The sequence below is a fragment of the Micromonospora reichwaldensis genome (genome assembly GCF_031845925.1).
GTDB classification, from domain to species: Bacteria; Actinomycetota; Actinomycetes; order Mycobacteriales; family Micromonosporaceae; genus Micromonospora; species Micromonospora reichwaldensis.
This window is the reverse complement of sequence record NZ_JAVRFL010000003.1, coordinates 89,352-111,800: the sequence shown is the minus strand read 5'-3', so window position 1 is coordinate 111,800 and position 22,449 is coordinate 89,352. Positions and strand designations below refer to the sequence as shown.

The 22,449-nt window shown below is 72.6% G+C and carries 17 protein-coding genes; 2 read left to right on the top strand and 15 right to left on the bottom strand.

Features of this window, described 5'->3' with window-relative positions:
- Positions 1 to 63 precede the first annotated feature (63 nt).
- From RM555_RS03155 to RM555_RS03145, 3 genes are all read right to left on the bottom strand, one after another.
- Positions 64 to 2,193 carry a cellulase family glycosylhydrolase gene (locus tag RM555_RS03155; RefSeq protein ID WP_311410352.1) on the bottom strand — a complete coding sequence of 710 codons (2,130 nt, stop codon included), beginning with the start codon at positions 2,191 to 2,193 and terminating at the stop codon, positions 64 to 66.
- A 178-nt stretch (positions 2,194 to 2,371) separates the two neighbouring features.
- On the bottom strand, positions 2,372 to 2,878 hold the full coding sequence (locus tag RM555_RS03150; RefSeq protein WP_311410351.1) for a hypothetical protein: 507 nt from the start codon (positions 2,876 to 2,878) through the stop codon (positions 2,372 to 2,374).
- A gap of 113 nt (positions 2,879 to 2,991) precedes the next feature.
- Positions 2,992 to 3,414 carry an ATP-binding protein gene (locus RM555_RS03145; protein WP_311410350.1) on the bottom strand — a complete coding sequence of 141 codons (423 nt, stop codon included), beginning with the start codon at positions 3,412 to 3,414 and terminating at the stop codon, positions 2,992 to 2,994.
- 203 nt (positions 3,415 to 3,617) lie between these two features.
- Between RM555_RS03145 and RM555_RS03140 the strand changes: the two genes are divergently transcribed.
- Entirely contained in the window at positions 3,618 to 3,983 is a 366-nt protein-coding gene (locus RM555_RS03140) for an STAS domain-containing protein (protein ID WP_311410349.1), read from the top strand.
- Here the strand turns inward: RM555_RS03140 and RM555_RS03135 are convergent, their stop codons facing one another.
- From RM555_RS03135 to RM555_RS03125, 3 genes are all read right to left on the bottom strand, one after another.
- Complete coding sequence (locus tag RM555_RS03135) at positions 3,984 to 5,210, bottom strand: PP2C family protein-serine/threonine phosphatase (RefSeq protein ID WP_311410348.1); 1,227 nt, start codon at positions 5,208 to 5,210, stop codon at positions 3,984 to 3,986. It abuts the gene before it with no gap.
- Between the two features lie 95 nt (positions 5,211 to 5,305).
- Positions 5,306 to 5,773 carry an SRPBCC family protein gene (locus RM555_RS03130; protein WP_311410347.1) on the bottom strand — a complete coding sequence of 156 codons (468 nt, stop codon included), beginning with the start codon at positions 5,771 to 5,773 and terminating at the stop codon, positions 5,306 to 5,308.
- A 65-nt stretch (positions 5,774 to 5,838) separates the two neighbouring features.
- Positions 5,839 to 7,044: a hypothetical protein gene (locus RM555_RS03125; RefSeq protein ID WP_311410346.1), complete on the bottom strand. Its 1,206-nt coding sequence runs from the start codon at positions 7,042 to 7,044 to the stop codon at positions 5,839 to 5,841.
- Positions 7,045 to 7,259: 215 nt separating this feature from the next.
- Here RM555_RS03125 and RM555_RS03120 point away from each other — a divergent pair, with 215 nt between their 5' ends.
- Positions 7,260 to 8,759, top strand: a complete 1,500-nt coding sequence (locus RM555_RS03120) for an FAD-binding oxidoreductase (protein WP_311410345.1) — start codon at positions 7,260 to 7,262, stop codon at positions 8,757 to 8,759.
- A 160-nt stretch (positions 8,760 to 8,919) separates the two neighbouring features.
- Here RM555_RS03120 and katG read toward each other — a convergent pair whose 3' ends face one another.
- The 9 genes from katG to RM555_RS03075 form a co-directional block, all read right to left on the bottom strand.
- Positions 8,920 to 11,196: a catalase/peroxidase HPI gene (gene katG / locus RM555_RS03115; RefSeq protein ID WP_311410344.1), complete on the bottom strand. Its 2,277-nt coding sequence runs from the start codon at positions 11,194 to 11,196 to the stop codon at positions 8,920 to 8,922.
- A gap of 23 nt (positions 11,197 to 11,219) precedes the next feature.
- Positions 11,220 to 11,648, bottom strand: a complete 429-nt coding sequence (locus RM555_RS03110) for a Fur family transcriptional regulator (RefSeq protein WP_311410343.1) — start codon at positions 11,646 to 11,648, stop codon at positions 11,220 to 11,222.
- A gap of 108 nt (positions 11,649 to 11,756) precedes the next feature.
- Positions 11,757 to 14,696 carry an ATP-binding protein gene (locus RM555_RS03105; RefSeq protein ID WP_311410342.1) on the bottom strand — a complete coding sequence of 980 codons (2,940 nt, stop codon included), beginning with the start codon at positions 14,694 to 14,696 and terminating at the stop codon, positions 11,757 to 11,759.
- 98 nt (positions 14,697 to 14,794) lie between these two features.
- Entirely contained in the window at positions 14,795 to 15,001 is a 207-nt protein-coding gene (locus RM555_RS03100) for a hypothetical protein (protein ID WP_132240586.1), read from the bottom strand.
- A gap of 9 nt (positions 15,002 to 15,010) precedes the next feature.
- Positions 15,011 to 18,172, bottom strand: a complete 3,162-nt coding sequence (locus RM555_RS03095; protein WP_311410341.1) for a type 2 lanthipeptide synthetase LanM family protein — start codon at positions 18,170 to 18,172, stop codon at positions 15,011 to 15,013.
- 120 nt (positions 18,173 to 18,292) lie between these two features.
- Positions 18,293 to 19,219 (bottom strand): ornithine carbamoyltransferase, encoded by a 927-nt coding sequence (locus RM555_RS03090; RefSeq protein ID WP_311410340.1) that lies wholly within the window; start codon positions 19,217 to 19,219, stop codon positions 18,293 to 18,295.
- Positions 19,220 to 19,257: 38 nt separating this feature from the next.
- On the bottom strand, positions 19,258 to 20,553 hold the full coding sequence (locus RM555_RS03085) for an aspartate aminotransferase family protein (protein ID WP_311410339.1): 1,296 nt from the start codon (positions 20,551 to 20,553) through the stop codon (positions 19,258 to 19,260).
- A gap of 111 nt (positions 20,554 to 20,664) precedes the next feature.
- Positions 20,665 to 21,450: a 2-keto-4-pentenoate hydratase gene (locus RM555_RS03080; protein ID WP_311410338.1), complete on the bottom strand. Its 786-nt coding sequence runs from the start codon at positions 21,448 to 21,450 to the stop codon at positions 20,665 to 20,667.
- Positions 21,450 to 22,436, bottom strand: a complete 987-nt coding sequence (locus RM555_RS03075) for a class I SAM-dependent methyltransferase (protein WP_311410337.1) — start codon at positions 22,434 to 22,436, stop codon at positions 21,450 to 21,452. The genes RM555_RS03080 and RM555_RS03075 overlap by 1 nt, the downstream gene beginning before the upstream one ends.
- Positions 22,437 to 22,449: the final 13 nt, after the last annotated feature.

The following is a 22,449-nucleotide window of genomic DNA, read 5'->3' as shown; positions in this document are numbered from 1 at the left end:
ACGCGGAACGGGCCGTGACCGCCTGGCGGTCACGGCCCGCTGCGCGTGGAGACCGCTGCCGGGTCAGCCCACCCGGGCCGCGGCGGCGGTGACGCCCGTGACGCCGCTGCCCGACTTCGTGACGTGGTAGGTGACGGTCGTGCCGCTCCAGAAGTGGAACGTGAGGGTCACCCGCGCGCCGTCGTTGACCTCTGCGAAGAACGCCTCGGTCAGCGTGAGGCGGTTGCCGGTGTAGTCGGGGGCGAAGGTGACGTCGAACTCCTTGAACGGCGTCCAGTTGTGCGGGCCGGCGTTGCTGCCGTCGGCGTACTTCGCCTCCATGGTGGCGAGCTGGTCACCCCGGAACTGGGTCGGCACGGCGAACGAGGTGGTGCTCCCGGTCGCGTTCGACAGCACCGGCGGGTCGTACGTGATCACGTTGATCCGCCACGGGACCCCGGCGGAGAACCGCGCGTGCAGGGTGGCGTTCACCCCGTACGCCCGGCTGCCGACCAGCCGGGTCAGCGCGCTCGCGGTGAGCGTGAGCTGGCTGCCCGACACGGTGTAGTCGGTGCCCTGCGCCAGGGCGGTGCCGCCCTGGTAGAGCCCCTGGAAGGTGGTGCCGTTCAGGTTCAGCGCGAGCGTCCTGGCGGTGATCGAGCCGGTACGCGGCACGTACACCTGGTCGGCGTGGGCCGTGCCGGACCGGCCGGTCCAGCTCGACCTGATCTGCGCGAACAGCTCCGGGTCCTTCCACTGGAAGGTGAGCCGGTTGAAGTGCTGCCCGTTGTCCCAGAGCTGGGTGGTGATCTTCCTGGTCTTCGCGTACCAGCCGAGGAACTCGAAGAACTTCAGCTTCTCGCCCTGCTGGATGGTGCCGGTGTGCCGGTCGAAGCCGAGCAGGCCGTACTCGCCGATCACCACCGGGATGCCCTTGGCGACGAAGGCGTTGTGCACCCGGTCGAAGGCGTCGGTCAGGTCCTTCTGGGTGGTGGCGTCGAACCGGGTGCCCCCGGCGACGTTCACGCTGAACGGCCAGTAGCCGTAGAAGTGCACGGTGGCGATCAGGTTGCGGTCGCCCAGCTGGGTGAAGGTGCTGGTCAGCTCGTCGATGCGGGCCTGGTCCGATGAGGTGTGCAGGGTGGGCAGGACGAGCATCCGGGTGGCGTTGTTACCGCCGGAGGCCCGCACGATCCGGTGGAAGGACGTGTTCAGCTCGTGCAGCAGCTGGGCGTTCTGGGCGTCGCCGGAGCTGTTGGCGAACTGCGGCTCGTTGACGCTCTCGAAGTGCAGCTTCGGCGAGGCGTCCCGGAACGCGGCCGCGATCTGGGTCCAGAGCGCGTTGTAGCGGTTGAGGACGGTGGTCCGGTCGGCCGGCATCGCGTTGATCCACTGCCACGAGTCGTGGTGAATGTTGATCATCACGTAGAAGCCGTCGTCCAGGGCCCAGCCGACGACCTCCTTGATCCGGTTGAGCCACGCCGCGTCGATCGTGTACGCCGGCGCGGGGCCGTGGTGGTTGCTCCAGGTGACCGGGATCCGGATGCTGTTGAAGCCCTGCGCCCGGATGGCGTCCAGCTGCGCCTGGGTGACCCGCGGGTTGCCCCAGGCCGTCTCGTCGCTGCCGACCGCGTCGAAGGTGTTGCCGAGGTTCCAGCCGGGCTGCATCGCGGCCACGTAGGCCATCGGGTCACCGGTCGGCGGCGGCGTGGTGGGTGGCGGCGTGGTGGGTGGAGCGGTGGTCGGCGGCGCGGTGGTGGGTGGCGCGGTGGTGGGGCCGACGCCGCCGGTGCAGGTGACGCCGTTCAGCGCGAACGACGTGGGGGCGGTGTTCGCGCCCGACCAGGAGCCGTTGAAGCCGAAGGACACCGTGGCGTTGGTGCCGATGGCGGCGTTGTAGCCGACGTCGGTGGCGGTGACGTTGGCGCCGGCGGCGGTGACGTTGGCGTTCCACGCCGAGGTCACCTGCTGCCCGGAGGGGAACGTCCAGGTCAGCCGCCAACCGTTGACCGGGTCACCGAGGTTGGTCACGGCCACGTTCGCGGTGAAGCCGCCGGGCCACTGGTTGGCCGAGTACGCCACCCGGCAGCCGGCCGCCGCGTGCGCGCTCACCGCGAACGTCAGGCCGAGGCTCACCAACAGCAGGGTGAGGGCGCTGGTGAACAGGCTCAGCCGCCATCGGGTTCTTCTCGTCGTGCCTCGCATCTCGGCCATGACGCTCCTCGCGTGGGTGCCGCTGGGACGGGCTCGCGGCAGGCGCCACCACGAACGCGGCCGCACCCGATCGCGAACCGCAGATTAAGTTTGCATTCCAAACTTTGTCAATCGGCGTACCTCTATCTGGGCAGTGAGGCGCGGGGCGGCCGGAGGTCCGACCGCCCCGCGCCGCGCCTCACTGGTTGCGGCGGTACACCTCGATGTACGCCGCGGAGCGGTACTGCTGCTTCACGTCCTGGGCCAGCACACCGATCCACAGCGGGCCGGTGCCGGTCTTCGAGCTGACCCTGGTGTGCGCCGGGTCCAGGGCGCCGGTGGGCAGGAACGCCGGCTGCTCCACCACGGCGGAGTGGTATGCGTCCGTGCCCCCCAGCCACCAGACCAGCACGCCCCTGGCCGCGACGTTGCGCGCGTTGTCGATCCGCCCGAGAGTCTGGTACTCGTCGGCCAGCACCTGCGGCAGGAAGTCGCCCCAGACGGTGTACCTGTGCGCCCCGAAGGTGCCCAGCGAGTAGCCGTGGCAGAAGAACCTCTGGTCACCGGTGACGGTGGGCGCCGCCCGCCACGCCTCCACCCGGGTGCCGAGATCGGTGCGTACGGAGAGGTTCATCCCGCTGACGGTGTTTGCCAGCGCGGGCTGCAGAAGGATCTGGTCGCCACTGGTCAGGTCGAACGGCTGCATGGGACTCCTCGGCAATGTGCGACGGATGTGAGCAGGGTTCGACCCTCGACCATCCGGTCACGCACGGCAAGCATGAGGTCACCAACCCGACCAGGGGCGGCCGTCGCCGACGGTCAGGGGACCGGTGATGTGCGTACGCCGGTGAGGTGTTTGGTGACGCGTAGCAGCACCTGGTCCGAAGGCCCGGAGACGAAGGCGGCCGTGTCGGCCAGTGCGGTGATCAAGGGCAGTCCGCGACCGCCGACGGTGAGCGGGGCGGGAAGTGCGGCGTCGAGCCCGGCGCCGGCGGGGATGCTGCCACGGTTGCCGACCTCGAGCAGGCAGACGTCGTCGTCGATCACGATGGTGATGTCGACGGTGCTGTCAGGATCCGCGTGCAGCACCGCGTTGGTGCACGCCTCGGTGATCAGCACGGCGAGGTGGCCACGGGAGTCCTCGGCGGCGTCGGTGAGGCTCAGCAGGGTGGCGAGTACGTGGCGGGCGCGGGTCACCGAGGACGGTCGACGCGGGAGTGACAGCGTCGTGGTTACGCGCATCGCGCAGTTCCTCCTCCCCGCCGGGTGACCGCGCCGGACTACTGTGCCACATGTCGAGGCGGGACGCTTCCGTGGTGATCAGCACTACCCGGAGTTGCCGTGGTGAAACGGCCGGACGGGTCGGTGCGACGTACGCCGGCCGGCGGCGGTCCGCCTCCCGGCAGCATAGGGTGACCGGGGATCATCGGCGTGGGGAGGCTGTTGTGGCACTGCTGTTGTCGGTCCGGCCGGGCCGGGGTTGCACCGTGCTCGAGGTGCGCGGCGAGCTGGACCTGGCGACGTCTCCGCAGTTGCGTGAGGGTCTGCAACGGTTGGTCGACGCCGGTGACCGCCAGGTGGTGGTGGACCTGGCCGAGGTGGGGTTCATGGACTCCAGCGGGCTGGGCGCGCTGGTGGTGATGTTCAAGGCGTTGCGTGACGCCGGCGGTCGGCTCTGCCTCGCCGCGGTGCAGCCCGCCGTGCGGAGCGTCCTGACGGTCACGTCGGTGGACCGCGTCGTCGACATCTACGACAGCGTGCAGGCGGCCGAGGCCGACCTGCCGTCCGGGCACGACGCGACGGGCCGGTAGTCAGTCGGGCAGCGCGCCGCTGGCGCGTGCCTGGTCGGCGCCGGCGCTGGTGCTCCGGTCCTCGCTGTGCCCGCCGTGCCAGTCGAGGATGAACAGCGTGGCGTCGTCGGCCAGGGTCGGCCCGCTGACCTCGAGCACGGCATCGGCCAACGCCCGGGCGGCCTCGCGTGGGTGCAGACCGACGATCGACCGCAACTGGGCCGGAAGGTCCAGGCTGGCGGCGTTGCGCTCCCGCATCCCGTCGGTGATCACCACCAGACGGTCGCCCGGTCGCAGCGTGATCTCGCCTGCGCCGTAACTGGCTTCGGCGAACATGCCGAGGGGGAAGTTGGCCGGTAGCGACAGCGCCCGGGTGTCCCCGTCGCGTACCAGCAGCGGCGGCACGTGCCCGGCGTTGAGCAGCGCGCACACCCCCGTGCGCAGGTCGAGACGGCCGAGGACCGCGGTGATGTAACTGCCGGGCACGGCGCTGTGTGCGGCCACGTCGGCGTTCGCGGCGTCGGCCTGCTCCACCAGACCGGCCCCGCGACGGCGGCTGTTGCGCAGGCTGCCCACGCCCAGGGTGGCCGTCAGCGCGCTGGACACCCCGTGGCCCATCGCGTCGGTGACGCTGAAGTGCAGCACGTCGCGGGCGAGGCTGTAGTCGAAGGTGTCCCCGCCGATGCTGGCGGCGGGTTCGAGCCAGCCGGACAGGGTGAACGCGCTGGCCTCACACGTGAACGAGGCGGGCAGCAGGCGACGCTGGATCTCCCCGGAGAGGGTGAACGGGGTCGTCCGCTGCCCCCACTCGAACAGGTCGGTGTACCGCCGGTTGGCGATCACCACGAACGCCAACACGTGCGCCGTGCGCGCGATCTCCTCCAGCGTTCGCGCATCGGGCTCGTCCGGCAGGACCATCTCGAGCAGGCCCATCGCCTCGCCGCGCTCGGTCACCGGCGCCAGCACCGTCCACCCGTCCGGCTGTGCGAGGACCTGCACCGCCTGGGTGCGCAGCGCCTGCTCGGCGGGGCCACCGTCGAACGGCACCACCGTGGCGGCCTCCTCGCCGTCCCGGCGTCCCGCACCGGCGCCGTCGAGCGGCATGTGGGTCAACCGGACCAGCGCCCGGCCGCTGAGGTCCGCGATGAGGAACGCGACGGTACGCGCCCCCAGCGCCGCGCCGAGTTCCCGCGTAACCGCCTCCACCGCCTCGGCCGGCGAGGCGTTCTCCGCCGCATCCAACAACATCTGAACCACGTTCCGCCCTCGACCGCTCTCCACTGTCGGAGCCTACCGACCCGGCCGGCGAGCGCCGAGCACGGCGATCCTCCCCCGCGACGACCTCAGCCAGCCGCCTCGACGTACGACGCCAGGTTGGCCAGCGAGGAGGCGATCCCGGCCTCGTGGTCGGCCTGCCCGATACCGCGTGGCACGTCCGTGGCGGTGACGGTCACCTCGGTCCCCGCGCCGGTGGCAGCGAGGTGCCAGGTCATCGTCATGGTGCCCGCGTACGCCGGGTCGTCGGCCTCGAACACCGCCCGCTGCACCACGCGCTCGGGTGGCACCAGGGCGGCGAACCCGACGTCGACGACATCCGTCGCGTCCGACGTCTTGCCGGGGCTGTCGGCGGCGTCGTGGTAGGTCAGGATCATCCGGAAGCCGCCTCCGGGCCGGGGATCCCACCGCTCGATCCGCCCGCGCATGCCGTCCGGCGGCAGCCACGCCTCGAGCGCCTCCCGGTCGAGCAGGGCGCCGTAGACGGTCGCCGGTGGTGCCGCGATCACCCGGCTGGCGCGGTCGGTCCGTCCCATGACCCGATCCTAGGACCGGGCCTGCGCCGTGCCCAACCTCATCGACCGACCCGGGGCGGTGGGGGTCAGCTCAGCCGGGAACCGGTCAACGTCGGGTTGCGGGCGCCGAGAAAGAAGATGCCGGGGTAGCCGCGCGTCTCGAAGCCGTTGCTCGGGTTGCGGCGCAGGGTGGAATTCTCGATCCGCATGGTGCCGGTGCGGTCGTTGCTGACGAAGAAGACGGCCCCGCCGCCCTCGTTCGCCTCGTTGCCCTCGATGACGGTGCCGGCGATCCGGACGGTGAACTCGTTGCCGTCGCAGTAGATCGCCCCGCCGCTGCCGCCGCCCGGTGTGCCGGGCCTGGCCGGATTGGCCCCGGTGCCGACCGCCCGGTTGTCGCGCAGGACGCTGTTCAGCACCACCCAGGTGACGCCGATGCTGCTCAGCGCGCCGCCGTTGGCGCAGACGCCGCCGTCGAACGTGCTGCCCACCACGTACACGGGCTTGTTCTCGTGCTGGCTGAGTACCCGGATGGCCGCGCCGCCCAGGTCGGGGCCGGTCCGGTCGCAGCGGTTGCGGACGAAGCGCGAGTTGACCACCTTGAACCGGCCGCCCCGGACGAGGATCGCCCCACCGCCGCCGCCCTCGGTGCGCTCGCCGGTGGAGTTGCCGTCGGCGAAGGTCAGGTTCTGCACGGTGAGCTGGGGGTGGTCCTGGTTCTGGCAGTGCGAGGTGGTCCAGCCCTGCGCGCTGTCGCAGGTGTTCATGTAGAGGATCCGCCGCTGCCCCTGGCCGCTGAGGGTGACCATGCCGCCGCCGTCCAGCACCACCCTGGGCCCGTTGGCGTTGCGGACCTTGGCGGTGGCCGTCATCTTGATCGTCACCGGTCGCGGCCCGCAGTCGAACGTGATGACGCCGCCGGCCGCGACCGCCTTCACCACCGCGGCCGAGGTGCAGCTGGCGGCGGTGCCGCTACCGATCGTCCGGGTCGGCCTCGACGTGTCGACGGCGCGTGCCTCGGCCGGCACGGCCGCGCCGCCGTCCGGGTTGCCCGCCTTCAGCGCCGCCGCCCTCGTCGAGGGCCCCGGGCTGGCGCTCGCGGCGGGCCCGCCGAGTCCGGAACGGGCCGTCGGGGCGGCCCCGGGGCTGCTCGCCTCGGCCCCACCGGCCGGCGTCGCCGCGGCTGTCGGGGCCGGCGGCAGGTCGCCGTCGGCGGCGGAGTCGCCGCAGGCGGGCAGGCCCGCCCCGGCGACGGACAGGACGAGCAGGGCGGCAAGCGACTTCACACGCACCCCGTGATGCTAGGAGCCGCCCGGACCGTGCGCGAATCCCCCGCTCAGGCCCGCCCCGCCCCTGACGTGAGCCCGCATCACCCGACCGGGTTCCGCGACAAGATCTCGGATATCCCGACAAATCTCCCGCATTACCGTGAATCTGCACGCCAGCCGGAGGGCGGGAGTTCTCTTGGTCGAGTAACTGGCGTAACCCGATCGAGAGGATTCGGACCATGCGCGACCTTTCTCGCCGCAACCTGCTCAAGGCGACGGCGGCCGTTGGCGCCGGCGCGGTCGTCATCCCGGGCGTTGTCGCCGGAAGCACCCCGGGCATCGCGGCCGACGGATCGGGTTCGTCCATCGGCGCGAGATTCCCGTCGGCGAAGCTGACCGGACGAATCGTCCGCCCCTCGGACCCCGGGTACGGGAAGGCGAGCCTCGGCTGGGACGAACTCTTCGTCCGCTATCCGCTGGTCATCGTCTTCGCCCAGGAGACCCAGGACGTGGTCAACGCCCTCACGTGGGCGCGGCAGAACGACGTCGCGCTGCGGGTGCGCAGCGGCCGGCACAGCCTCGAGGGCTGGTCGAACGTGGACAACGGGATCGTGATCGACGTCAGCGAGCTGAAGTCGACCCACATCGACACCGCCAGTCGCACCGCGAGGGTCGGCGCCGGGCTCAACCAGTTGGAGGCGGTGACGGCGCTCGGGAAGTACGACCTGGCGGTGACGACCGGAACGGAGGGAAGCGTGGGCCTGTCCGGCGCGACCCTCGGGGGCGGCTTGGGCTTCCTCACCCGGTACCTCGGCATGGCCTGCGACAACCTGATAGGAGCGGAGATCGTCGTCGCGTCGGGTGCCGACGGCGCGAAGGCGATCGAGGTGGACCCGTGGAACCACTCGGACCTGCTCTGGGCGCTCCGGGGCGCGGGAAACGGCAACTTCGGGATCGTCACCGCACTCACCTACAAGGTGGCGCCACTGAAGAGCGTCGCCTACCTGCAGGCGACGTGGGAGGGCCTCGACGACCTGTACGGGGTCTTCGACACATGGCAGCGCACCGCACCGTTCGCCGACCACCGTCTCGGCAGCCAACTCGAGATCCACAAATCCCAGATCCTGCTGTTCGGGGTCCTCGCGGAAGGGTCGGAGGCGGAGGCGAGGGAGCTGCTCGGGCCGATCCTCTCGATCGGCAACCCCGAGGTCACCGTGCAGACCGGCGGCTGGGGCGACACGTATGCCGGATTCCAGATACCGACCGAGGACGAACCGGCGAACTGGAAGTTCTTCTCGCAGTTCACCAGCGAACCCTTCCCGAGGAGGGCGATCAGCCTGATCCGCGCGTTCATGGAGAACGCCCCCTCGGACGACAGCAACTTCTTCACCCAGGCCTTCGGCACGGGAGCCCAGACGCAGGAACCCTTCGGCGGCGCGGCATTCCCGCACCGCGACGCGCTCTTCTACTCCGAGCCCGGCGCCGGCTGGGGCACCCGTGGAGAGCCGGACAGCGGCGACGCCGTCACCCCGATCGCCCAGACCTGGATCGCCGAGTTCAGCCAGGCCCTGCGGCCGTACGTGAACGGCGCCTACGTCAACGTGCCGAACATCGGCATGGCGGAATGGGAAACCGCCTACTGGAGATCCAACTTCCGGCGGCTGCGCAAGATCAAAGCGAAGTACGACCCCCACAACGTCTTCCAGTACGAGCAGAGCATCCCGCCCGCGACACTCTGACCCACAGGTCCACCCGGGCCCCGCGGGCATGTCCTACCTGGCCTGCGTGATCGGCAGGACGGGGGCCAGCGGTGCTGCCGCCCAGGTGAGCGAGCCCGACGGCGGACGAGCCCCGGTCGATCCACCAGCGATCGACCGGGGCTCGTCGTCCGGAGCCGGGTCAGACGAGGTCGAACCGGTCGAGTTCCATGACCTTGGCCCAGGCCGCGACGAAGTCGGCGACGAACTTGTCGCGCGCGTCCTGGCTGGCGTAGACCTCGGCGAGGGCCCGCAGCTGGGAGTTCGAGCCGAAGATGAGGTCGACCGCGGTGGCGGTCCACTTCACCTCGTCGCTGGCCAGGTCCCGAATCTCGTAGACGTGCTCGGCGGACTCCGACGCCTTCCACCGGGTGCCCGGGGAGAGCAGGTTGGCGAAGAAGTCGTTGGTGAGCACGCCGGGCCGGTCGGTGAGGACGCCGTGCCGCGTGCCGCCGGCGTTGGCCCCGAGGGAGCGCAGGCCGCCGACGAGGACGGTCATCTCGGGCGCGGTCAGGTTGAGCATGTAGGCGCGGTCGAGGAGCAGCACCTCCGGCTGGGTCTTCTCGCCGGCACGCAGGTAGTTGCGGAACCCGTCGGCGCGCGGCTCGAGCACCCGGAAGGACTCGACGTCGGTCTGCTCCTGGGTGGCGTCGGTGCGGCCCGGCCGGAACGGCACGGTCACCTCGACGCCGGCGTCGCGCGCCGCCTTCTCGACGGCCGCAGAGCCGGCCAGCACGATCAGGTCCGCGAGCGAGATCTTCGCGCCGCCGGCGGAGTTGAACTCCTGCCGGATGCCTTCGAGGGCCTCCAGGACCGTCGCGAGCTGCTCCGGCTGGTTGACCTCCCAGCTGCGCTGCGGCTCGAGACGGATCCGCGCGCCGTTGGCGCCGCCACGCTTGTCGGTGGACCGGAAACTGGCGGCCGACGCCCAGGCGGTGGAGACCAGCTGCGCGGTCGTCAGGCCGGACTGGAGGACCTTCGCCTTGAGCGCGGCGACGTCGGCGTCGCCCACGAGCTCGTGGTCGACGGCCGGCACCGGGTCCTGCCACAGCTGGGCTTCCGGGACCCACGGCCCGAGGAAGCGCTCGACCGGCCCCATGTCACGGTGCAGCAGCTTGTACCAGGCCTTGGCGAACGCCAGCGCGAACTCGTCGGGGTTCTCCAGGAAACGGCGGGAGATCTTCTCGTACGCCGGGTCGACGCGCAGCGACAGGTCGGTCGTGAGCATCGTCGGCTTGTGCTTCTTCGACGGGTCGTGGGCGTCCGGGATGATCGCCTCGGCGTCCTTGGCGACCCACTGCTTCGCGCCGCCGGGGCTCGTGGTGAGCTCCCACTCGTAGCCGAAGAGGATCTCGAAGAAGCGGTTGCTCCACTGCGTCGGCACGTCGGTCCACGTCACCTCGAGACCGCTGGTGATCGTGTCGCCGCCCTTGCCGCTGCCGTAGGTGCTCAGCCAGCCGAGGCCCTGCGACTCCAGCGGGGCGGCCTCGGGCTCGGGGCCCACGTGGTCGTCGGCGACGCCGGCGCCGTGGGTCTTGCCGAAGGTGTGGCCGCCAGCGATGAGGGCGACGGTCTCCTCGTCGTTCATCGCCATCCGGGCGAAGGTCTCGCGGATGAAGTGCGCCGCGGCGAGCGGGTCCGCGTTGCCGCGGGGGCCCTCCGGGTTGACGTAGATGAGCCCCATCTCGGTGGCCCCGACGCCGGTCACCATGTCCTTCTCGGAGGCGTAGCGCTCGTCACCGAGCCAGGTGTCCTCCGGGCCCCAGAAGATCTCCTCGGGCTCCCAGACGTCCTCCCGGCCGAAGGCGAAGCCGAAGGTCTTGAAGCCCATCGACTCCAGGGCGACGTTGCCGGCGAGCACGAGCAGGTCGGCCCACGAGATCTTCTGGCCGTACTTCTGCTTGACCGGCCACAGCAGCCGGCGGGCCTTGTCGAGGTTGGCGTTGTCCGGCCAGCTGTTGAGCGGGGCGAACCGCTGGCCGCCGTCACCGGCGCCGCCGCGACCGTCCTCGATGCGGTAGGTGCCCGCGGCGTGCCAGCTCATCCGGATCATCAGGCCGCCGTAGTGGCCGAAGTCGGCCGGCCACCAGTCCTGCGAGGTGGTGAGGACCTTGACGATGTCCTGCTTGAGGGCCTCGACGTCGAGCTTGGCGAACTCCCTGGCGTAGCTGAAGTCCTCCCCCAGCGGGTTGCCCTTGGACGAGTGGGCGTGCAGCACCGAGAGGTCGAGCTGGTTGGGCCACCAGTCCCGGTTGGTGCGCGGACGGCCTCCGGTCTTCGGCGTCGGCGAGTCGATCGCCGGGTTCTCGCTCTCGCTGCCGTGCGCGGTCACGGAGTCGTGCGCGACCGGGCAACCGGCCGCCTCCTTCTTGTCCACGCCCTGCGCGCTGACGGGGCCATTGTCCTGGGTGTCGCTCATCTGCTTCCTTCCGGACTGGCGGTTCACTGAACGGTGCGTTCGGTCGCGCACTCGGGGCAGGTGCCCCAGTAGACGACCTCCGCCTCGTCGACCACGAAGCCACGGTCGTCGGAGGCGGTGAGACAGGGTGCATGGCCGACGGCGCACTCGACGTCGGCGATCGCGCCGCAGGAGCGGCATACGACATGGTGGTGGTTGTCGCCCACCCGGGACTCGTAGCGGGCGGTCGCCCCGGCGGGCTGGATGCGCCGCACCAGGCCGGCGTCGGTGAGCGCGCGCAGCACGTCGTAGACCGCCTGGTGGGAGACCGTGGGCTGGTCCGCCCGCACCAGGGCGATCACCGTGTCGGTGTCGACGTGCGGGTGGTCGCGCAGCGCTCTGAGCACCGCCAACCGGGGCCGCGTCACGCGCAACGAGACCGCCCGCAGCTGGGTCTCGAAGTCGGGCGTCACCTGTCGAACATAGTCCAGTATTTTGGAACGGATCAAGTTTTTCCCGGGTTCAACCCGCGCACCTTCGACCGGCGCGGTCCCGGCCTCCCGGCGGGCGGTCGGGGCCGTTCACCGCCGGCTCCCGGAGCGGCTGTCGGGCCCCAGCAGCTCGTCCACGTTGTCGCGCAGCGTCCTGCGGTTCGCGTGCCCGGTCTTGAGCAGCAGGCTGGCGACGTGCTTCTCGACCGTACGCGGCGAGAGGTGCAGCAGCGCGGCCAGATCCTGGTTGTCGTGACCCTTCGCGAGCAGCACGAGCACCTCGTGCTCGCGGACGGTCACCCCGACGGCGCGCAGCCTCGCCGGGATGCGGTCGTGACCGGAGCGCCGCTGCCCGAGCGATGCGCCGGCCTGACGCAGGAGCCCCCGGCAGGCCCCGGCGATCACCGGCGCGTCGACGTTGTGGAAGTGGTCCTCCGCCGCCCGCAGCCAGGCGACGGGCTCGCCCCACCCGTCGGCGAGCGCGGCCTCCGCGACCAGACGCAACCCCAGGTGGTACGACATGCGGTACGGCGCCGCGGCCTCCAGGGCCAGCGCGACCTCCGTGGCGGCCCGCTCGCGCTGCCCCGCGCGCCCGTACACCACCGCCTTCGCCAGGTGCAGGAACTGCCGGTTCCAGCGCAGGGTCGCGCCCGGGGCAAGCGCCACCGCCTCCATGCCGGTGCGGTCCAGCGACCCGGCCAGCGCGTCGAGCAGCGGTCGCAGTCCGAAGCGGCCCGTCATGTAGTAGGTGTTCGGGTGGTCGTCCTCCCACGCGCGGGCCAGGTCGAGGGCCCGGATCGCCGCCGGCCGGTCCTCCTCGAGCAGCGCGCAGACGGCTTCGCAGAAGCCGTAGGCGAGGGGGACGTGCGCGGACTCTCCCCCACCGACCGCCCGGAACTCCTCCAGCCGCTGCTCCATCAGTCGCCGTCGTCCCCGGTGGGCGGCGGAGGCGGCGGCCGTCACCAGCGCGAACTGCTGGTCGTCGATGTTGCGCAGCCGGGCGGTCGCCGTGGCGCACCGGGCGGCGAGCTCGTCCCCCGTCGGGTAGTCGCCCTGCATGACGGCCCGGATCGCGTACACGCCCTCGATGCTCTGCCCGATCATGATGGCGCCGGACAGCTGCGCGGCCTGCTCCGCCTGGCGCAGCAGCGTCTGCTCGCCGGTGCGCATGCTCTGGTTGACCCCGAGCCGGAACAGGGCGTTGATGCGCCACAGGGGCAGGCGGTGTTCCTCGGCTATCGCCAGCATCCTGGTCAGGTAGGACTCCGCCTCGTCGAAGCTCCGGCTCCGGGCGATCATGGCCAGGAGTTGCAGCGCCTGGCACGCCGTCTCCGCCATCGGCACCCGTTCGGCCACCGCCAGGGCCTGGAGCACGAGCTGCTCGGCCTGCGTGGTCCGGCCGCAGCCGTCACCGTCGCCGAAGATCAGGTGCGCCTCGACCACGTCCACCCGGGCCGCCGGCCCCGGCGGCGGACTGCTGCCGAGGACCGCCCGGGCGATGCGCACCTGGGACGCGCCGTCGGACCACCGCCCGGTCGTGACCGCGACCCAGGCGAGCCGGGTCCGGATGCTGACGTGCTGCTCGACGCCGAGGGTCACGGCGTTCACCCAGGTCGCGTCGTCGACCAGGGCGAACGCCCGGTTCGCGTGGCCGGCTTCGGCCAGGGCGTTGAGCAGCGACTCGAGGATGCCGGCGCGCGCCTCGGGGTCGGGCGGGTCGGACATCAGCTGGTACGCGCGGTCGAGCAGGGTGACGGCCGACGTGGTGGCGCCGTCGCCGAGTGCCCGCCGGCCCGCCTCCGCGAACAACAGGCCCGCGGCGTGGTTGTCCCCGGCGGTCTGCCTGAGTTCGGCCGCGAGCTGGCACCAGTGTCCGGGCAGCCCGGCGTACGCCGACTCCAGCGCGTCGGCGGCGCGTTTGGCCAGCGCGGACCGTTCGGCAGGGGTGAGCGTGGCCAGGATCGCGTCGGCGGTCAGCGCGTGGCGGAAGGAGTACCAGTCGGGCGTCGACCGGTCGGGCATGACGACCTCGACGTCCACGCCGGAACGCAGATGGCTCAGCATGGCCCGCTCCTCGAGACCGGTCGCCGCCCGCAGCGCGGCCACGGGGAAGCGCCGGCCCAGCACCGCGGCGGTGTGCAGCAGTGTCCGCGCCTGCGGATCGAGGCCGGCCAGCCGGCGGGTCACGCTGAGCGTGACGGTGTTCGGCAACGCGATGGCCGGGTCGTCGGTGAACCGCCAGCCGTCGCCGTCGCGGACCAGTGCGCGCGCGCCGATCATGCTGTTGAGCAGCTCCTCGGCGACGAACGGGTTGCCTTCGCTGTCGCGTACCAGCCGGTCGGTCAGTTCGGCGGGCAGGGCGTCGGTGTTGAGGCAGGCGGCGGCGAGTTCGTGGACCTCCCGGTCGGCCAGGGGGTGGAGTTCGACGACGGTCGCGGAGCGACGCACGGCCGCGGCCCAGGCCAGCTCGGTCGCGGGGCCGCTGCCCGGCCGCATGGTGGCCACCAGCAGGATGGGCAGGTCGGCGAGGTTGTCGACCAGGTACTCCACGACGGCGTGGGTCTCGGCGTCGGCGTCGTGGATGTCCTCGAGGATGAGGACGCAGCCCCGGCCGCCGGCCACGGCGGTGACGAGCCGCAGGACCGCCTCGGCCAGTTCGACGATCGAGGCCACCCGTTCCGGCACCGCGGGGTCCCGCCACTCGGGGACGAGCCGGGCGAGGGCCGGGCGGTAGGGCGCCAGCTCGGTGTTGTCCGGCAGCCGGCCCGTACGCGACAGCGCGAAGATCGCCTCGGTCAGCGGGCGGAACGGGACGATGGGGCCGGTGGAGCTGCTACGGCCCCGTAGCAGCTCCATACCGGCCTCCGCCGCCGCGTGCGCGCAGTGTTCCGCGAGCCGGGTCTTGCCGATCCCCGCCTCGCCGATCAGGAAGACCGTGCCGCCGGACGAGGACCGGGTGGCCGCCAGTCGAGCGTTGACGGCGCGGATTTCGGCGTCACGTCCGATCACCACCGGCGAGGAGAAGCGCATGCCCGCAGGCTAACGTGAGCGGCACCCGCGTTACCGCGTCGAACACGGGCGCCCGCTGTCGATGAAACGACACGGGAAGGTGCCGCTCCCGGCCGGGCTCACTCCGACGAGTGACCGCCCGTGCCACCGGTGTCGATGATGGCCGCGATGGCGGGCGCGGCGATCATCAGGCCGGTCAGGATGCCCGACCGCCTCCCGACGTGCCACAGGAAGCTGAACTTGATGTCGCCCGCCGGGTGCGTGTCGGCCGGCTCGGGTTCCTCGGCCGCCCCCGCCGGTCGAGGAACAGTCAGGTCGTTCCGCATATCTTCCCCCTATCTGGTTCTCGACACCACGTCGGATGTCGTCGGCTCGGCATGCAGCAGCAGTGCCGAGGGCACTCGATCGGCGAAGCCGATACGGAGCAGTCCGTGGCCGATCCCGGCCAGGCCGTCCAGCAGGCCGGGGACGCTCACGCCGCCGGCGGCACCGCATCTCGGGCCGGCCTGGTCCAGCGCGGCGACCAGTTGCCCGGCCTGGTCGGAGCGGACGCTGACGGCGGCCCGGCGTCCGCGCGCGGCGGCGACCGACAGCATCTCCTGCCTGCCCAGCTCCCCGTGGCAGAGGCTGTGGTCGTCGACCAGCCCGGATCTCGACACGGCGGTCGCCGCGCGGTCCACGAAGGCGGCCAGCGCGGGGTCTGCCAACAGCGGGCCCTGGTCGGCGATGGCGACCGCGATTCCGGGTACGCCGTGGCACCACGAGTGCGCCGACGGGTCCGGGACCGGGCCGGCGGCGGCACGGGCCAGCATCGCGCTGCCGGCCTCGGCGTACCGCTCGTCGCCTTCCGCCTGCGCGAACCGCAGCAGGGCCCAGCCGATCCCGGCCGTGCCGGTGGCGAAGCCGGGCTGCGCGGGCAGCGCGGGGACGGCCGCCAGCAGCCGCTTGGCGCAGTCGCGGGCCGTCTCGGCGGCGAGCGGCAGGTCGGTCAGCTCGTTGACGGCGAGCATCGCGGCGAGACAGCCGGCCAGGCCGTCGAGCACGCCCGGGTTGGGGTCCGTCGCGGCGGCGATCGCCGCGAGGCGTACCGCCGGCTCGACGGAGTCGCCGAGCGCGTCGTCCCGCAGCAGGTCGGCGAGCCGGGCCGCCGCGTAGGCGATCCCCCCGAGGCCGGTGAACCCGCCGCTGCCGACCGTGTTCGCCAGGTGCGGCCGGGCCTGCATCGCGGTGAGCAGCACGGGAAGCTGACGCACCGCCCGGCGGGCGGCCTCGGCGTAGCGGTCGACGTCCGTCAGCCGGGCCAACTCGGCCAGGAAGAGGGCGGTGCCCGGGTATCCGTTTCCCAGCCCCGCGCCCAGCGGCATGATCGTGCTGTGCCCGCCGTCCACCGGTTCCAGGCCGAGCCAGTTGGCGAACACACCGTCGTCGTAGGCGTCCGAGATGATCTTGTCGGCGATGCCGCAGGCGACCGTGAGCAGCCGGCCCGGGTCCGGCGCCGTGGCCTCCCACCGGACGGGGACCGGCTCCGCGCACTCGTGGCGTGCCCCGCCGAGCCGGCCGGCGAGCGCGGCCCGGACGATCCACTCCTGGTCGCGTTGGTCGACCGCGCCCATGGCGGCGATCCTGCGCAGCGCGGTCGTCAGCACCGGCTCGTCGAGCACGTCGACGAATCCGACGCCGTCGCCCCCGGTCAGGTCGCGGTCGTCGGGGCGGCAGGTGAACAGGGGGACGTCGCCGTCCCAGAGCTGTTCGATCTCGCGGGACACGAGTCGGTTGCGTACCGGGTCGTCCACCGAGGCCGCCCAGAGCAGGTCGAAGATCTGGTCACGGTCGAGCGCGTCGCGCAGCACGTCGGGATGGGTGGACTCGCTCAGCAGCACGGTGTAGGTCCGCGTCGACCGGGCGATGACCCGCAGCTCGTCGGCGGTGAACCGCCGGAGCAGGCCGTCCGGGCCGGTCAGGTCGCCGGCCCGCCGGGCGATGGCGCGGTACCCGGCGCGGAAGCCGGCGAGCAGCTCGCCCGTGTACCCGGCGGCGTCGGCGGGGACACCGTCCAGCGTCGGGCGGTTCTCGGCCGCCCGCACGGGCGCGGCACCACGCACCAGGTGCATCGTGTCGGTGCCGGCCGCGGCCCACTCGACGACCTCCCGGAGCTGTTGCGCGCCGGGGTCGCCGCCCAGGCCGGAGATGTCCAGCAGGCCGCGTTCGCCGATGAGCGGCTGCGGCAGCAGGGCGGTGCGGTACACCGACGTCCGCAGCGCCCGGGCGGCGGGGTCGGGCGCGGCGGTCGGCACGGGCAGGTCGGGGTGCAGCAGCGTCTCGACGTCGACGAGGACGGGCTGGTCGGCGCAGGCGATCAGGTTCTCGTGGTGGATGTCCGTCATGCCCAGCAGGTACAGCAGCGCGAGCAGCACCCCCTGCCGGCGGTAGAACGCGCCCACCTGGGCGGCGTCGGAGCAGGCGGCGCGGTCGACGACCTCGATCCACCCGTAGCCACCGTGGGCGAGCACGGTCAACGTGCGCAGCTCCAGCTCCGGCAGCAACCCGTTGAGCCAGTCCAGAACCTCGTTGAAGTGCACGTGGACGGCGACCGAGCGCGGCCGGTAGACCACCCGGGCCCCGGAGGCGAAGCGCAGGAGCGCCACCGCCCGCCCGTGCCCGTGCGAGTCCCCCGCCACGTCTACCCCGACCAGCGGGCCCGGATCGCGGCCGCCGAACAACCGCCGGACGATCTCCGCCCGGTCCGCGACGAACCGGTCGAGCAGCTCGGCCGCCGCCTCGACGGCGTGCCGACAGGCGGTCGCCAGGATCCGCGCCAGCACGGGATAATCCGTCATCACTCGCGTCAGCCGCTCGCGCTGGGCGAGGTCGGCCACGAAGGCGGCGAACCGGTGCTCGGGCGTGGGACCCACCAGCCGGCCGGCGGCGCGGGCGACGTTGAGTTCCAGGACGAAGGTACGCGACGCCATCGCGACCAGCCGGGCGCGCAGCGCGTCGGCGAACCCGGCGTACACGGCGGCGAGGTCCACCACCGCGGGCGTCCCGGGAGCCCGTACCCGCTGCCGCAGGTCGGCGCAGGCCGCTGCGACGAACGGCGCCAGCACGCCCGCGAACGCGTCGGACCACGGGGTGCCCGGGGTCGGGTCGGCGGCGCCATCGGGGGCGAGGCCGAGCGCCCGCTCGGTGAACTCGGCCCAGCCCGGTGCCGCCGACCCGGCCGCCAGCGCCGCCGGCGGTCGGTCGAGGAGAGCCAGGAACTGCCGCTCGGTGATCCTCAGGGCCGCCAGGCGGTGCGCGAACTGACCCGTCGTCCCCAGCTCGTACGCCGAACGCCAGTCCTGCAACCGCCGCACGGCGTGCTCGGACCCGGGGCCGGCGACGACGGACCCGCCGTCGTCGGCTGCCCGTACCCGTTCGGCCAGCGTGAGGCCGGGCGCCCACCAGGCGTCGCCCGCACCGCCCACCGCCGCCGCATTTCGCGTCCCCGATCTCTCCACGCCGATATCGTGCCGGCGGCCCGGAGGGGGTCACATGGGTAACCGGTACCCATATTTCGGCGGCGCCGGCGCACCGCCGGGTGCGGGTTCGGGCGGGTGCCGCGCGACCCGCGGCCGGGCTCACCCGGCGCACCACTCCAACGCGGCCTGGGCGCTGGACATCTTGTGCCTCGCCTGTGCGAAGGCGATGCTGCGGGGACCGTCCAGCACGCCGGCGGTGACCTCCTCGCCCCGGTGCGCCGGCAGGTCGTGCATGAACACCGCCTCCGGGCTCGCCGCCAGCAGCGCCCCGTCGACCCGGAAGGGCGCGAAGACGCCCCGCCAGTCCGGGTCCGGCTTGGTGGTGCCGGTGGTCTGCCAGCGGGTGGTGTAGACGACGTCGACCTCCGGCAGGTCCGCCATGTGGTGCGCCTCGGCGACCACCGAACCGGTCCGCGCGGCGGCCGCCCGGGCGGCGGCGAGGACGTCCGGGTCCAGGCCGTACCCGGGCGGCGTGCGCAGGTGCAGCCGCGTTCCGGTGAACCGGCTGAGCGCCAGCGCGAGCGCGGCGGCGGTGTTGTTGCCCTCCCCCACGTAGAGCACCCGCAGCCCGTCGACCCGGCCGAACCGCTCGGTCATGGTGCTCAGGTCGGCCAGCGCCTGCGTGGGGTGCTCCTCGGCGCTCATCGCGTTGATCACCCCCATCCGGTCCTGCCCGGCGAACGCCCGCAGCTCGGCGACCGGGTCGGCGGTCCGGGCGACGAACAGGTCGACCATCTCGGACAGCACCCGGGTGGTATCCTCGACCGTCTCGCCGGTGTTCAGTTGCAGGTCCCCGGGGCCGTAGCTGATCAGCTGGGAGCCGAGCCGCAGGGCGCCGCTGGAGAAGGCGGTACGGGTCCGGGTCGAGGTGCGGCGGAAGTAGACCGCGGTGACCAGGCCGCGCAACTGGTCGGCGGGCCCGACCCGGCCGGCGGCGTACTCGGCGCTGCGGGCCACCAGGTGCCGCAGGTCGGCGTCGCTGAGTTCCTTGATGGACAGCAGGTGACGGCGGGGACGACGGTCCATCGGGATCCTCCAGGAACGGTCGCGGTGGCGGGCGGCGGTCAGCTGGCCCGGATGGCCCGGTGCAGGACGGCGAGGCCCCGCTCCAGCCGGGCGAGGTCGATGGTGAGCGGCGGCATCACCTTGATCACCTCGTCGTCGCGCCCGCAGAGTTCGACGATCAGCCCGCTCTCGAAGCAGCGCCGCTGGATCCGATCGGCCCGCTCGGCGCCGCCGGCCGCCCGCAGGTCGATGCCGAGGACCATGCCCAGGCCCCGGACGGCGAGCGCCGGTTCGCTGTCGCGCAGGTCGGCACCGAAGCGTTCCAGTCGCCGGGCGCCGACCGCGGCGGTGGTCCGGAAACCGTCCTGGCCCCAGAGTTCGCAGGCGGCGGCGCCGGCGACGAAGGCGAGCTGGTTGCCCCGGAAGGTGCCCGTGTGCTCCCCCGGCGACCAGACGTCGAGTTCCGGCCGGAACAGCACCATCGACAGCGGCAGCCCGTACCCGCCGATCGCCTTGGAGACGGTGATGATGTCCGGCACCACGCCGGCGTGTTCGAAGCAGAAGAACGTGCCGGTCCGTCCGCAGCCGGACTGGATCTCGTCGAAGATGAGCAGGACGCCGTACCGGGTGGTCAGGTCGCGCAGCCGGCGCAACCAGTCGGCCGACGCCGGGTACACCCCGCCCTCCATCTGCAACGGCTCGACGATCACGGCGGCCGGGAGGTCCAGCCCCGACGACGGGTCGGACAGCATCCGCTCCAGGTAGCCGATCGAGTCGAACGGCCCCGCCGGACCGTCCTCGTACGGCACGAACGTCACGTCCGCCGTGCCCACCTGCCCGGCGGCGCGGGCCCGGCGGCCACCGCTGACCGCCAGCGACCCCCGGGACATGCCGTGGTACGCCCCGCTGAAGGAGACCACGCCGCGGCGTCCCGTGGCCCGGCGGGCCACCTTCAGCGCCGCCTCCACCGCGTCGGTGCCGGTCGGCCCGCAGAACTGCACCTTGTGGTCCAGCCCGCGCGGGGCCAGCACCCGCTCGCGGAGCCGGCTCAGGAAGGTCCGCTTCGCCACGGTGTACATGTCCAGGCCGTGCATCACGCCGTCCCTGGCGAGGTACTCCGTGATGCGGCGCTTCAGGTGGGGATGGTTGTGGCCGTAGTTCAGGGTGCCGGCGCCGCAGAAGAAGTCGGTGAACATCCGGCCGTCCTCGGCGTAGAGCTCGGCGCCCCGGGCCCGGTCGAACACCACCGGAAACTTGCGGCAGTAGTAACGCACCTCCGACTCCATCGCCTCGAAGAGGGAGAAGTCGTAGGCCGCCTTGTGCGGCGGTACCGTCTCGTCCACCAGCATGGTCATCGGTCCGGGGTCTCCTCGGTCGTAGTCGTCTCGTCGTCGAAACAGGTCGGTCGGGTGCGTGCTCCCCGACCGGCGGGCGGTGCCGGGGCCCTGCCGGGGCCCCGGAGCACGTCAGCCGCGGGTGGTCAGCGCGACCTGACCCAGGGGGCCGAAGGAGGCCCGCACGGTGTCCCCCGGCACGAGGTCCACCGCCGCCGCCCAGGAACCGGAGAGCACGAGCTGCCCGGCCCTGATCCCGGTGCCGAACCCGGACAGGATGCGCACCAGGCAGGCCACGGACTCGGCCGGATGGCCCATCACGGCCGAGCCCCGCCCGGCCTGCACGCCGTGGCGGCTACGCAGCTGCATGCGCGCGCCGGCCAGGTCCGTCGTGTCGGGCGGCACGCCGGCGCCGAGGACGGCCAACGCCGACGAGGCGTTGTCGGCGACGGTGTCCACGAGGCCGATCCGCCAGTCCCGGATCCGGCTGTCGAGCACCTCCAGCGCCGGCAGGACCTCCGCGGTGGCGGCCAGCACGTCCTGTGCGGTCACGGTCGGGCCGGCGACGTCCCGCGCGAACCGGAACGCGATCTCGCCCTCGACCTTCGGCGCGATGAACCGGCCCAGGTCGAGGTCGGCACCGTCGTCGAGGACCATCCGGTCGGTCAGGTAGCCGAAGTCGGGATGGTCGATGCCGAACATCGTCTGGATCGCCTCGCTCGTCGCGCCGATCTTGAGCCCGGCCAGGACCGCGCCGTCCGCCAGCTCCATCTCGCGCAGCTCGCTCTGGATGGCGTAGGCGTCCGCCAGGTCGAGCTGCGGGTGCCGGGCCGAGATCGGCGGTACGGCGCGGAGGGTCCGCGCCGCCGTCCTGAGTTCCCCCGCGAGCGCGCGGTGCAGCGACAGCGTGGTGTCCACTACCTGGCCGCCACGAAGAGCCGACCGCCGGGCACGCCGAGCGGTACGCACACCGTCTCGGAGAAGCCGGCGGACCGGAACGTGTCCAGCCACTGCCGCTCGGTCGGCAGGGTCACGCGCATGAAGCTGGCGTGCAGGTAGGTGAAGAGCGCGCTGAACCTCCGCTCCGCGGAATCGGGCGCGTAGGAGACCGCGTCGGCGACCGCCATGAACCCGCCCGGCGCCAGCGCGTCGCGGCAGGCGCCCAGCACGTCCTTGGCCACCGGCTCGTCCGCCACGATGTCGTGCATGACGAAACAGGCCAGTACGGCGTCCGCGCCCTCGACCGGTCCGGGATCGTCCGCGAGGGACTGGACCGTACGTTCGACGACCTGGAGCCGGTCGGCCACCCCCGCGGCGGCGGCGGCCTCCCGCGCGGCGGCACACGCGGCGCCGCTGCTGTCGAGCGCGACGCCGGTACGCCCCGGGTCCCGCCCGAGGAGCTCGATGAGCAGCCCGCCGGCGCCGGCGCCGAGGTCGGCCACGTGCGAGGCACCGGCCGAGGCGACCCGGTCGACGACCGGCGGATAGAACGCCCGCTCGCCGATCCACCTCGAACTGACCGCCACCCGGCGTCCGTTCCGCCGGTGGACCCGGGCCGCCGCGTCGCGGTCGGTCAGGAACTCCCGGGCGTTGGCGAGGAACGGCCCGTTGGCGCTCATGGCCCAGGACACGTAACCGGCCGCGTACCGCCGGTCCGGGTAGTCCTCGGCCGCCCGGAAGCGGCCCGGTACGTCCGTGCCGACCACCAGTCCGGCGGCGACCAGCGCGGCGAGGTAGTCCTCCGCCCCGGCCTGCGGGAGGTCGGCGGTCCTGGCCAGCTCGGCGGCGTCGAACGTGGCGCCCGAGTCCAGCAGCCGGTCCACCCCGATCTCCGCGCCGATCTGCAGCAGCGCGGCGACACCGGCCAGGTCGGCCGCCTCGTCGAGCGAGGAATGGCGTTGCATTGGTCCTCCTACG